Genomic DNA, 12,602 nt, shown 5'->3' with positions numbered 1-12,602 from the left:
TGGGTTCCTTCGGGTCGTGTGTATCGGGGTTCGGTTTCGGTGACTGCACGGATGGCGCGGTATTCACACCATGGGTGCGAAGGAGCTCAACCCCACTTGCGCGGATCTGCGAACGCGCGCCCCATCCATTGGTGGAAGTGCTGGTTGGCAATCTCGTTGCGTCCGAAATAGAGGGGTCCGACATCTGTATTCGCCACGGACTTCTGCAGGCCCTCGTTGACCACGAGGTCCTCGTCGCGTAGCACGGCCATGAGGATTTTCCAGTTCTTGTCCCACCGCGCCTTCTGCTCGTCCGTGACCACCGGCTCCCGAGTGAGCAAACGCATCTGCATCCGAGTCCCGACGGCTGTGCCCGGGGCGGGGACGAAGTTGAGCACCTCCAGATGATCCGGTTGACGGAGCACCGACATATTGGGCATCAGAAAGTGAGCAACGGTGATATGCCGATCGATGGGGGCATCCTCGGGTGCCACATCGCGCACCGAGTCGATGCTCTTGCGAGCGGTTACCATTCGTCCGTGCCTTCCCATCGGCTCCCACGCCTGCGCGTTGTTGTAGAAGTACGGGGCAACGGTTCCGGCGTGGGTCGAGGTGATGTGGTAGCCGTCGAGGAAGGCGTCCATCAGCACCTTCCAGTTGATGTCCACATCGAAGTTCTGGGCGATATGGCAGTGGTACTTGTCCATTTCCATGGCGGCGAGGGACTCGTCGAACTCGCGGCCGAGCCACTCCGCGATGTCGATCTTGCGATCACCCGCGGCGGAGTCGATGACCCAGACGAAGCCGTGCCGTTCCTCGACCGGAACCTCCAGCAAACTCATGCAACTACGATCGACCGTCCCGAACGTGGGCTCGTCCGCGATCGACCGCAGCCTGCCATCGCTGCCATACGCCCACCCGTGGTAGCGGCACGAAAAGATGCGCTTCGAACCCTTCTCCTCGGGAACGAGCTGCGCTCCTCGATGCCGGCAGGTGTTCACGAAGCCACGCACTCTCCCGTCCGCCTGCCGAACGAGAACAACTTCGTTGTTCGGCAGCTGGACGGTCGCGAAGTCGTTGTTTCCGGGCAGTTCGGTACTGTGTGCCGCGATGATCGGCACATACCCGAACAGTTCTCTGCGCTCCCGCGCCGCCAGCTCCGGATCGGTGTAGACGCGCGGATCGACCTCGAGGATTTCCGGTGCCATATCGGTGGTGCCGTTGTCGAGGTGATCGAACATCGCCCGGGCAAAACCCGCTTTCGTCTCCTCGTCGTACGGCAGATCGGTGTAGACCATCGTGCTCACTCCTTCGGGGACCGCTGCGGGCCCACAAGACCGTCGCTAAAGCTGCAGACTCTTGATTTCGACAAACTCTTCGAGGCCGAATGCCCCGCCCTCACGCCCGTGGCCGGATTGCTTGAATCCGCCGAACGGTGCAGCGCCATTGAACTTTCCACCGTTGACCTCGATCTGCGTCGCACGCAGTCTGCGCGCCACCGCCTTCGCGCACTCGGGGTCGGCGGACCACACAGCGCCGGCAATACCGAAAATCGTTCCGTTCGCGATGTCGATCGCTTGCTCGGTCGTGTCGTACGCGATGATCGACAGCACCGGACCGAAGATCTCCTCCTGGGCGATCGTGCTGTCCGGGTCCACCTCGGAAAACACTGTGGGTTGGACGAAGAATCCGGTACGGGCAGGTGCGTCGACCGAGCCGGCGACGAGCTTCGCGCCCTCCTTGACGCCGGCACGAATGTAGCCGAGTACCCGCTCGCGCTGAGCTGCGGTCACCATGGGTCCAAGCTTCGTGTCGCCGCTCGTGGGATCGCCCGGGGCATATGCCGCCACTGCCTCTGCGGCGAGCTTCTCTGCCTCGGACAGGCGCGAGCGCGGTACGAGCATGCGAGTCTGCGCGTTGCAGGACTGCCCGCCGTTCATGTAGCAGGCACGCACGGTGTGCGGCACGGCCTTCGCGAACTCCTCGACATCGAGGTCATCGAGCAGCACCGCGGCGCTCTTGCCACCCAGCTCGACCGACACCCGCTTCACGGTCCCGGCGGCCAGTTCCAGCACTCGCTTACCGACCGAGTTCGATCCGGTGAAGCTGATCATGTCGATATCCGGGTGAACGGCGATGGCCTCACCCACAATCGGACCGTACCCGTACACCATATTGAAAACTCCGGCCGGGATCCCGACCGCTTCGACCACCTCTGCCAGAGCGTGGGCAGTGAACGGAGCTACCTCGCTGGCCTTGACGACCACCGTGCACCCGGCCACGAGCGCAGCGCCGATCTTGGCGGTGATCTGGTGCAACGGGTAGTTCCAGGGCGTGATACATCCGATCACGCCGACCGGCTCACGCACGATAAGGGAGTTGCGGAGCGGTTCTTCCCACGGGAAGTCCTTCGCCGCGGTCACTGCCTCCCGCAGATCGACGATGCCCAGTCCGACCTGGGCCCACCGAGCGACCCTGCGTGGCGTGCCGACCTCGGCGACGACGATGTCGGTGATGTCGTCCTGTCGCCGCTCCAGTTCGTCGGCCAGACGCGACACGAACTCGGCCCGCGTGTGCGGGGCGGTCTGCGACCATTTGCCGAAGGCCCGTCGTGCGGCAGCGACCGCCATATCGACATCTTCGGCGGCTCCGGCAGGGACGCTCCCGATGGGCTCTTCGGTGGTCGGGTTGACGACGTCGATTCGCTCCGTGCTCGTGGAGACAATCCACTTGCCATCCACATATAGTTCCAGGCTCACGATGGTTCTCTCCGTAGAATTGAGTTGATGTAATTTACCGGCGCCTTGAATCGCACGCACACCGAAAAGCACTACGGTGCAGCGACTCCACACTCATGATCCGAGCAGATCTCGCAGGCTTTCGTCGCTTACCGGCGTCGTGGCTAGACCCAGCACCCCGGCAAGAAATCCGCGGATGGTGACCACGAAAAGCTCGCGCGACGACCACTGGTTGGCCTCGAGCGCGCGGGCGAGGGTCGGGTGTCTACGCTCATCGACCTTCGGGAAGACCTCTGTGCTGCCGACCGGATCGCGCATGAGATCGCTCAGAGTGGTTGCGAGAGCGAGTTTCTCCAGACCGTCCAATATCACTACATGGAGTCGCGCCGGAACGCCCCCGTCCTCGAGGATTCGCGCACACCGTTCATACGTTCGGGTCAGGACATCCCGGGGAAGGAATTGCACCAACACGAGGGCGGCATTGGGATGACGGAGGATCGCGTCGCGGTAATTGAGGCTGAGTTCGACGAACCACTCCACCCAGTCCGTACCCGACGAATACTCGGGCACCGTCGCCCCGGTCATCAGTTCCTTCGCCACCTCGGTCATGAGCTCACGACGATCAGCGAAGTGGTGGTACAGCGAGGAGGTACTTACGTTCAGCTGTTTGGCCACGCGCGGCAGACTGAACGCATCCATGCCTTCGGTGTCTATGATCTCGATGCTTGCCGCGATGGTCGCACTCCGGCTGATCAGAGGCTTTGCCGGTCTCCCCATCATGTCCCACTTTCGATCGCTCCGAGACTCAGCTCCACGACCCCGCCGTATCGGCTCCGGTGGAAGACCAGTGGCTCCGTCACCGGATCGGACCCGAAATCGAGCAAGCCGCCAACGGCGATGAGGTGATCTCCACCGTCGTGCTCTGCAGTGAGCGCCACCTCGAACCACGCAGCCGCCCCCTCGAGAATCGGCGCGCCGCGCTCGGCCGGTCGCCACTGCACTCCGGCGAATTTGGGTCCGCCCGATTTCGCGAAGCGGTTGCTATGATCGCGTTGACCCGAGGAAAGAACGTTGATACAGAATGTCTCGGCAGTACGGATCGCCGGCCAACTCGTCGAACGCCGACTCGGGCACAGTAAGACCTGAGGTGGATCCAGCGACAACGCCGAAAACGACTGGCAGGTGAACCCAGCCGGTTCGTCGCCGACCATCGCCGTCACCACCGTCACGCCGGAACAGAAATGTCCCAGAACGTCGCGAAGCGCCCGCGTGTTCACTGCCGATTGTGTGCTGCTGTCCGATCGTGTCGACACGTGTGGTCCTCTCATACTCTCAGTGCGATGTGCACCCTGATCTCGCCTGCAGGACTGAGCCATCCGCGACGATCAGCGAACTCGATCATTGCTTCGAATCGCGCCAACCACGACGGGTCCAATGCCTGCTCCCCCGCAAGGGCGCGGATCGTGTCTGGTTTGACGAAGACCTGCTGTGCGCCGGATGGTCGGCCGAGGGGCGAGAGTCGGTCTGCCCAGATTCTGCACTTCGGGTCGGCCGGTTCGATATGGAGGGAGCCGAACTCGTCGGCGTCTTCGAGCCGGAACTGTGACTTACCGGAAGTCTCGTCAACCACGATCCGCATGGGTTCCTCCCCTGTTCATTGTGGTGTGGTGGAAGCTAGGGCTGCGGGCATCGAGGATAGGCAGCACTTCATCCAGCAGTAATTGCACACATGCATCGCGTGTGTTCCTCTCCGTGACAGCAGGAACGACAGTGACGCCGTCGGCAATGTCGGCCGCGCGGATGTCGAGGATCAGACTTGCCAGGCCGCTCGGCGTTCCGACGTAGACGACGGTGTCGCCTTCCGTCATGCCAGTTGCGGACGGGCGCCTCTGTCCTGTACCGGCTTCGAACCGCGCGGTGCGAGCGTCCGGCGCGATATGGACGATGACGTCGAGCAGTACGTCGACCCGGCCACCGGATGTGTCGCCCGCGGCCCGAATGTAGGCGCACTTCTTCTGCGCCTCTCGAAGGTTCGGGGCTGTAATTCGCACTGTGCGGGGGTCATCCGGGCGCCGCACCACGATGGTGCTGTCGACCGGCGCGTCTGGCGTCGACAGGTCCACGGCCACGGTGAGCTGTACCCCGTTCACGACCTGGTCCGTTCCGTACGGGGTGCGGTTCGTCGCCACACCAGTGCCGGTGACAGGGTGATGGTGCGGAACACCAGTGGATCCGAGGACAGGGTCATTCGGTCACCGTCGAAGCGCACATGCCGCTTCTGGTTCTCACCGAGCCAGTTCGGGTACAGCGATACCGCCATCTCGTGCCATACGGCGGAGTGGCCTTCGTCGACGTGGTAGGGGCCCGAATACGCAAGGTATCCCCCGGCAGCCTCGCTTCGTTCGCTGATCTCGCCACTGTGGACGTTGCGCGAGCGGTACAGGGTTCGCCCCGGGCGCATGATTTGTGCCGACATGAACCCGTCCGCCGAGTAGATGATCAATCCGCGGGCCTCGGGACCGAGAGGGTAGTCGACTTTCCCGCTGTCGGAGGTCGTCGAGTACTCGACCAGTTCCCAGGCCCCGACGATTCGTTCGGCGATCGAGACGCCTTCGGTGTCGGTGTCGGTGCTCATGTCATGCTTCCTTTCAGCTCACAGCACGTCGCGCGTGCAGAGAAGGACCGAGCTCGACAATGCGGCCATGGGCCCGCCGATGAAGAGCGAGACCTGTGCATCGGGAACCTGGTTGGTGGAGGTTCCACGCACCTGGCGCACGGCCTCGACTGCCAGACCCATTCCGTTGACGAACGAATCCGCGAGGTTTCCACCACTGGTATTCACCGGGAGCAGCCCGTGCGGGGCGGTCAGATTCTCGAAGGTCATGACCTTGCCGGCCTCGGCACCGGGTGGGCACAGACCGTGATCGATCAGTGCAGCCACACCCGAGCCGCTGAAGTTCTCGTATACCTGGACGACGTCGACCTGGTCGGGACCGAGGTCGGCGTCTGCCCACAATGTTTCGGCAACTCGGGCGGCTCCGGAGAATCCGGCCGAGGTGTAGTCGAGATCGTTCTCGCAGTCGACAGCGTATCCGCCGACCGCACCCTGACTGCCGGCCAGCACGTAGGCCGGACTGGGTGAAAGTTTCTCGGCGCGATCGGCGGCGACCAGGATGAGCGCCACAGCCCCGTCGTTCTCCCGTGAGCAGTCGTACAGCCGGTAGGGCTCGACGATCATCCGCGATGCTTCGTATTCGGCTTCGTCGAGCGGGCGGCCGTACGCGGCGGCGTACGGGTTGCGCTGCGCGTGGAAGTAGTCGGCGAGAACCAGGGATCTCATCGCAGATTCCGGAACACCGTCGTGTTCGAACATCCGTCGGGTGCGCAGCGCGCAGGCTTGCGCCGGCGATCCGACCCCGTGCGGGAGCATATGGCCGTCGAAGTGATGCTTGGCGTATCCGAGTCGGCCGGAATCCTGCTGTGCCATGGCGCGATACACGACGACGCACCGCGCTTGTCCTGCAGCGATGGCGACTGCCGCGTTGGTGATCGCCGCGGCAGCACCACCTCCGCCACCACCCCAGATCATGGTGGACCATCGGATCCGGGGTGACATGAGCGACGCACCCACGACCGTCCCGTCGTTGTCGCCGCCCCCGTACGAGACGAATCCGTCGATGTCGCGTGGTGACACACCGGCGTCAGCCGCAGCCTCGACGATGGCTCGCAAAGTCATCCGGAGTTCGCTGTCCGGCGATTCTCCTCGCTTGTAATGGAATTCACTGGCACCCACGACGGCTGCGGCACCACGGAGAAAGGTATCGGTCATCGCCCGGTTCCCCGTTCCGTCTCGGTGGTAGTGCTCGCCAGGCGCCAGCGAAGCACCGGCCATGGTGCATCGGCGGGCTGCTGGATGATCCCCGCAACCCCGTCACCGATGGCAATGTCACCGTCACCATTCTCGGCGAGCAGACCGAGTACTCGTCGTCCCCCGGCATGCGGTAGTTCGACCAGAACCGTGACGAACGGCAACTCGTCGGCCAGCTCCGGGATGAAGGGGTGCCACGTCCGCGACCACGAGAAGATTCGTCCGACCGGTTCCACTGCAATCCATTTCGGGTCGAACGTCTGACACCGGCCGCACATCCACCGCGGTCCCCAGATCCACAGCTCACACTCGCCGCACCTTTGCAGCCTCAGCTCACCCGCCCGCAGGCCCTCCCAGTACGGCATGTCGAGGCCGTCTGCGTACGGACCGGCCAGAGCCGTCGCCGGAAACTCGCGTGCTGTACCGGCACCGGGCGTCATCGGATCGCTCCACTCTCGTGAATCGGCATTTCGCTTCCTTCTGCTGCAGGCGGGCGTCGTGGGGAACCCGACGATCAGTGCTTGGTCAGGTATCCCGCATCGATCGGCAGGTCGATTCCGGTCACGTACTTCGCGGCGTCGGAAACGAGCCACAACACGGCGTCGGAGATGTCCTGCGGTTCGAGCATCATCACGTCCAGCAGATTCGTGCGGTCGTTGTGCTTCCACTTCCGCACCACGTGCGGCAGCACCTTCGACAGGCCGGCCGCCATAGGCGAATTGACTCCTGTCGGGTTCACCGTGTTGACACGGATGTTGTGGTCAGCGAGCTCGAATGCGAGGGTGTCCTTCAGCCCCTGCAGGCCATGCTTCGCGGCGCCGTAGTGCCCCCACGACGGGGAAGCACCCAGCCCGTCGACCGACGAGGTGATCACGATCGATCCGCCGCGGCCACCCTCGATCATCACGGGGACGACAGCCTTGCACGCCTTCCACGCGCCGGTGAGGTTGACGTCGAGCATCGTCTGCCACGCGTCGTCTTCGATCTCGATCGTCGACTCTGCGTGATCGTGGATGCCGGCGTTCGCCAGCAGGATGTCGATACGTCCGAACTGAGAGACGGCCAGATCCGCGACAGCCCTCATATCTGCACTGCTCCGGACATCCGCCTGCATGCCGGCAATCTCGCCACCGGCTTCCTTGACCAGCTGGATCGTCTCCTCGAGATCATCCCGTGTCGCGAGTGCGTACTGCACCTCGCCGATCGGTGCCGCGATGTCGCAGACCACGATCTTTGCCCCCGCAGCGGCAAGAGTGAGCGCATGTGAGCGGCCCTGTCCTCGTGCGCCGCCGGTGATGACTGCAACTTTTCCGTCGAGTCCGTCGAGAGAGGTCATCGATTCTCCTGATTCGAAGTGGGTAGTGATGTAGGAATTGCCGGACGTACTACCCTGCGCTCTTCGCGCGTTCGTAGTCTTGTGTCGCCTGGCTGATGCCGGTCGCGAAGCGCTCGCTGAAGCCTTCCTTGCGTGCCTGCGTCCAGTGGTAGGAGTTCAGCAGCGGTTCGCAGGTGCCCGTGAATCGGGGCATGACGTCGCGCATGAGGATGCGGTACATGCGCGAGGTTGCCTCGATGTCTGCCCAGTCGTGTGCTGTCGCGAGGAAGGTGCCGAATCCACCAGTGCGGTCGATGATCTTCTGGATGTAGTCGATGGCATCGTTCGCATCGCCGATGCAGCCGTATCCGGACTCGTTGACACGCCGGACCAGTTCCTCGTGCGCGACTTCTTCGCCCGGTTCGATCATCTTCATCGGGGTGACGACGTGGCGGTAGTCCATGAAGTCGCGCAGCCCGTACCGCGTATCTTCGACGGCCTGCTCGAAAGTGTCGGCGATATGGATGTTGCCGACGATCGCCCAATCGTTCCGATCGACGCTCTGCCCGTACACATTCGCCTCATGGGTGGTGATATCCCAGGTCTGGGCGAGCAACTCGACCGACTTGGCGCTCGTACCACCGATAGACAGCAGACCGAGCCCGTACTTGCCGGCCAGCTTCGGGCCGGACGGCGACATCGCGGCCGCCACAGTAATCGGTACCCCCGGATAAGAATAGGGGCCGAGTTGGACTCGCGCGTCCTCGAGAGAGAACCATTCCGTCTTCCGGTCGACGGGTCCCGACGTATTGAGCAATTCCAGGATGGCGTCGAGCGATTCTTCCATCCGCGGTCGCAACAGGTTGTAGTCCATGCCCATCATCTGCGAATCGGCCACGAGCGCGCCCGGCCCGACTCCGATACGTATGCGGCCACGGGTCATGTGGTCCAGAAAGGTGATGCGATCGGCCACCATCAACGGATGGTGGTAAGGAAGGGATATGACGCCACTGCACAGCTCGATGCGCGACGTACGCTGCGCGGCTGCCGAAATCATCAACTCGGGCGAGGGCCCGACCTCGTACCCACCACTGTGATGCTCCCCGAACCACACCTGATGGAATCCGAGCCGATCGAGGTCCTCGACATAGCGGAGGTCCTGTTCGATCGCCATCGTGGGGTTCCGCCGCGGATTGTGATACGGCGGAAGGAACACTCCGCAGCGCAGGGGTGCCTTCCTCGAGGCCGGCGCAATGTTCACGGCCGACCCGTTATTCCCAGTTTTCGGTTCCATGTCAGATCTCCTGTCGGTCGTGGCGTGATGCGCCGCAGAATGGTGATGATGGCGCGAGCCGTCCGGCTACGCGGCACGAAAGCAATCGGCTCGGACCACCACACTTGTTGTTACACAGACGATCTGCTCGCACTTACAAGCTCACAAGGTGCACAGAGGGCCGCGTTGGTACGCGACTCGCCAGCAGCACCATAGTGCCGTGCGTCACATCGCTCAATCTAAACCCTATCGGTTAAGCGGTCAAGCGGAACCTGCTACGCGGCAGCGATTCCCTACCAAATTGGATCTGGCGCCCATTCACCCTTGACCGGTGGGAAAGAGCTGATCTACCTTCAACTCAGGGCGATCGCCCCTCTCACGTCGGCCTTCGCGCTCGCCACAGCGCGAACTCGCCTGACGCCCGGAAGATCACCTCCCCGCCGAGGTGATCCCGGGACCACTCCCTCGCGAAGGATCGCCAATGACGACGACACAGCTCGATATCCCCGAACATCTGATCACCGACTTCGATGTGTACGACCCGTCCCTGGCCGTGCCCGCCGACGTGTTCCAGGAGCGCGTCGCCGCGCTGCGCAAGCAAGGGCCGGTCCTCTACTCCCCGCATCACGGGGGGCATTGGGTGGTCACGCGGTACAAAGAAGCGCTTCAAGTACTCCAGGATCCGGAGACGTTCTCGAGCTTTCCGAACAATCTGCTCAATGCCGCGCAGGGCAAGTTCCTTCCGCTCGAGCTCGATCCGCCCGAACACAGCTACTACCGGCAGGCATTGCAGCCGCTGTTCAGTCCCAAGCAGATGAAGGCGCTCGAGCCGGAGATCCGGAAAATCATCACCGAGTTGATCGACCAATTCGCCGACAAGGGCGAATGCGAGTTCATCTCGGAGTTCGCACACGAGCTGCCGACTCGGATCTTCCTTGCGCTCATGGGGTGGCCGCTGAGCGACGCACCACAATTCACGGAATGGACCGACATCACGCTTCAGGGGATCCCCGGGGCGAGCGAGGCGGAATCGGCCGAGGCGCGCGCGAAGGCGGCCGGCGAGATTTACGAGTACTTCGGGAAGGTCGTCGCACGAGTTCGATCGGGTGAAGACAGTTCCGAGAGCCTTACCGCGCAGATCATCAACACCCCGCTCGACGTCGACGGAACGCCTCGGCCACTCACCGACGAGGAACTGAGCCGGATGTTCTTCCTGCTGCTCGTCGCGGGACTGCACACCGTCCAGGGTGCTCTCGCCTGGGGGCTGATTCACCTGTCGCACAACCCCGAGCAGCGCGAGGCGATCATCGACGACCCGACGCTGATTCCGTCGGCAGTGGAGGAGATCCTGCGGATCGAGACCGCCACGAGCAGCGGGCGTCGGGCAACCCGGGATGCCGAGATCGGTGGTGTCTCCATCAAGGCCGGAGATCAACTGTTGGTCGTCATGACGTCCGCCAACCGCGACGACGACGAATTCGACAGCCCTGACGAGCTACAGATCGAACGGCACCCCAACCGGCACATCGGCTTCGGCGCCGGTCCGCATCGCTGCCTCGGCTCCCATCTCGCGCGGCTCGAGCTGCGACTTGCGATGGAGGAGATCCACAGGAGAATTCCCGACTACGCGCTGGTCCCGGACAACCCCGCGGTCTTCCATTCGTCCCAGGTCCGCGGATGCGAGAAGCTACCGATCACGTTCACGCCGTCGTCACAGCACTCGTGATTAAAGAAGTTGCGACAACGGGTCGCCCAGATACTCACGGCCCGCCCACACAATACGCTCGGCTGGATTCCAGCCGAGCGTATTGTGTCACCATTTTGAGAACTGGGCGGATCTGGGCACATTGCTGATGCAGATGAGTGCGGCGGCGGGGTGGGTGGATCCGCCGGGGAGCCGATGTGTTGGCGTGGGCCGCGAAACCGATGCCGGATCAGTCCTCGAAGGCCTTCAGAGTCTCGTGATCGATTGCCGCCGTTCCGTACCGATCACCCATAAGGGCACATACTTCGGCTGTCTGCATTTCCGGCGGACACAGCGCGAACATCAACCCGTGGAGGTGATGGCGCCGGTACGCGAACCACGCTTCATCAAAGGTCGGTGCCGACGCACCTGAGGCAGAGAGGGCAGCGAGATAATGCCTGAGGAGCTCCACTTCGTGACTACGCCTGTCGTCAACCTCCAGGACCCCACCGATGAAATACGCTACATCGTCGATCCACGGGGCGAGGGAGGTCGTCTGCCAGTCCAAGAAGCGCATGACCCCGTCGTCGAGTGAGTAAGTGTTCCCGACGTGGGGATCACCATGTGAGACTGAGAGGACAGCGGCATCATCAAGCTGCCATAGACGCTCAATACATCTCTCGACCCGCAGACGATCTCGCAGTGCCTCGTCAAAGGAGGCGGTCTGAGGTCTGGTCATGTAGTCGGCCCAGTGTTGCGATTCGAGAAATGAGCGCGCGACCGGGCGAAATAGCATCGATCCCACTGTCAACCAGCTAACACTGCCGACTCCTTTGCGGTTCCACGTCTGCCCATGCCAACCCGCCAGTAGCTCCAAGGAGGCAGCGACTCGGTCGACGTCGTGATGGTCCTGGGGACGACCAAACCGCGCACCAGCGGTCCGCAGATCATCGGTGATGACGATGCCTTGGTTTTGTGACTCGCTCTCGTCGGCGTACCAGCACTTCGGTACGGATCCGCCGAACGTCGGCGCGATGTCACGATAGAATTTCGACTCGATTCGGTAGCCCAGTCCCGCGATTGAACGCATTTCATCGTTGAACCCTCCCTTCACACAAAGTGATTCGGGGGGTCCGTCGTCGTCGCGCTTCGAATAGTCGACCTCGAGAAATACCTTGGTCGCTGTGCCCCAGATTACTGACTCGATCGCGACAGATTTGACCTTCGTCCCAGGAAAGTTCCGACCTAGCGCTTCAGTGAGCCAGCCCTCTGTAATACCTTCGAGAGTCGTTGGTAGCGTGCGCATGTGTGCCTCCTGATGGTTCCGCGACGGCGTCGAAGCGGTGATACCGCGAATAGTGAATCTCCTCCCGAGCCGACCGGCCGAGATGGCGCGCCACTGGTAGGTAGGCGCGAGCGATTGCCGCCCTTCCCGAACAGTGATACAAAGTATGATAGTTGTAACGCGGCCGGTGTGTCAATCGTCACAACTCGCACGAGCAAAGCTGCTCCCATGATCGGATCGCCCGCCGTCTCAGGCGCACTGACCCATATTGAGACACAGCGCGAAAAGTCACTCGACGTCCGCCCTATTCGGATTCATCGCCACTGCCGCACGCCGCCGCCGACATCGGAAGTTCGTCGCCGGCAAAGCATTCTACTGACCGAGTCGTCCCCGGGCAGTGTGGCAACGCAGTCCGAACAGTAGAAGGTGCCCGGAGAAATCCGGGGACCTTCTCTGCTGT

Annotated in this window: 13 protein-coding genes; 1 reads left to right on the top strand and 12 read right to left on the bottom strand. The window is 62.7% G+C overall.

Annotation, left to right across the window (positions count from 1 at the left end):
- Positions 1–86: 86 nt before the first annotated feature.
- From ACH49N_RS14915 to ACH49N_RS14865, 11 genes are all read right to left on the bottom strand, one after another.
- Complete coding sequence (locus ACH49N_RS14915; protein ID WP_159923859.1) at positions 87–1,277, bottom strand: SRPBCC family protein; 1,191 nt, start codon at positions 1,275–1,277, stop codon at positions 87–89.
- Between the two features lie 45 nt (positions 1,278–1,322).
- Positions 1,323–2,738 carry an aldehyde dehydrogenase family protein gene (locus tag ACH49N_RS14910; RefSeq protein ID WP_358273116.1) on the bottom strand — a complete coding sequence of 472 codons (1,416 nt, stop codon included), beginning with the start codon at positions 2,736–2,738 and terminating at the stop codon, positions 1,323–1,325.
- A 93-nt stretch (positions 2,739–2,831) separates the two neighbouring features.
- Positions 2,832–3,494, bottom strand: a complete 663-nt coding sequence (locus tag ACH49N_RS14905; RefSeq protein ID WP_159923855.1) for a TetR/AcrR family transcriptional regulator — start codon at positions 3,492–3,494, stop codon at positions 2,832–2,834.
- Positions 3,494–4,030, bottom strand: a complete 537-nt coding sequence (locus tag ACH49N_RS14900) for a flavin reductase family protein (protein WP_397504630.1) — start codon at positions 4,028–4,030, stop codon at positions 3,494–3,496. Before ACH49N_RS14900 ends, ACH49N_RS14905 begins: the two co-directional genes overlap by 1 nt.
- An 11-nt stretch (positions 4,031–4,041) precedes the next feature.
- A complete protein-coding gene (locus ACH49N_RS14895) occupies positions 4,042–4,356 on the bottom strand; it encodes a hypothetical protein (protein ID WP_159923851.1) in 315 nt (104 codons plus the stop codon).
- A complete protein-coding gene (locus tag ACH49N_RS14890; RefSeq protein WP_358273119.1) occupies positions 4,340–4,867 on the bottom strand; it encodes a hypothetical protein in 528 nt (175 codons plus the stop codon). The genes ACH49N_RS14895 and ACH49N_RS14890 overlap by 17 nt, the downstream gene beginning before the upstream one ends.
- Entirely contained in the window at positions 4,864–5,352 is a 489-nt protein-coding gene (locus tag ACH49N_RS14885) for a lipocalin-like domain-containing protein (protein ID WP_358273121.1), read from the bottom strand. The genes ACH49N_RS14890 and ACH49N_RS14885 overlap by 4 nt, the downstream gene beginning before the upstream one ends.
- 18 nt (positions 5,353–5,370) lie before the next feature.
- Positions 5,371–6,546 (bottom strand): thiolase C-terminal domain-containing protein, encoded by a 1,176-nt coding sequence (locus ACH49N_RS14880; RefSeq protein WP_358273123.1) that lies wholly within the window; start codon positions 6,544–6,546, stop codon positions 5,371–5,373.
- The gene (locus ACH49N_RS14875; RefSeq protein WP_358273125.1) at positions 6,543–7,025 is read right to left on the bottom strand and encodes a zinc ribbon domain-containing protein; all 483 of its coding nucleotides are present in this window, start codon (positions 7,023–7,025) and stop codon (positions 6,543–6,545) included. Before ACH49N_RS14875 ends, ACH49N_RS14880 begins: the two co-directional genes overlap by 4 nt.
- A 74-nt stretch (positions 7,026–7,099) precedes the next feature.
- A complete protein-coding gene (locus ACH49N_RS14870) occupies positions 7,100–7,921 on the bottom strand; it encodes a mycofactocin-coupled SDR family oxidoreductase (protein ID WP_159923841.1) in 822 nt (273 codons plus the stop codon).
- Positions 7,922–7,970: 49 nt separating this feature from the next.
- Positions 7,971–9,194, bottom strand: coding sequence for an LLM class flavin-dependent oxidoreductase (locus ACH49N_RS14865; protein WP_358273127.1), 1,224 nt, complete (start codon positions 9,192–9,194; stop codon positions 7,971–7,973).
- Between the two features lie 460 nt (positions 9,195–9,654).
- On the opposite strand from ACH49N_RS14865, the gene ACH49N_RS14860 reads away from it, so the two are divergent.
- Positions 9,655–10,899: a cytochrome P450 gene (locus tag ACH49N_RS14860; protein WP_358273129.1), complete on the top strand. Its 1,245-nt coding sequence runs from the start codon at positions 9,655–9,657 to the stop codon at positions 10,897–10,899.
- 208 nt (positions 10,900–11,107) lie between these two features.
- Here the strand turns inward: ACH49N_RS14860 and ACH49N_RS14855 are convergent, their stop codons facing one another.
- The gene (locus tag ACH49N_RS14855; protein ID WP_358273131.1) at positions 11,108–12,163 is read right to left on the bottom strand and encodes a hypothetical protein; all 1,056 of its coding nucleotides are present in this window, start codon (positions 12,161–12,163) and stop codon (positions 11,108–11,110) included.
- Positions 12,164–12,602 lie beyond the last annotated feature (439 nt).

Origin of the sequence: Rhodococcus sp. NPDC019647, assembly GCF_044389235.1 — a bacterium.
Lineage (GTDB): Bacteria > Actinomycetota > Actinomycetes > Mycobacteriales > Mycobacteriaceae > Rhodococcus_F > Rhodococcus_F oxybenzonivorans.
Note: the sequence above shows the minus strand (reverse complement) of the source record. Positions and strands in the feature narration are given on the sequence as shown.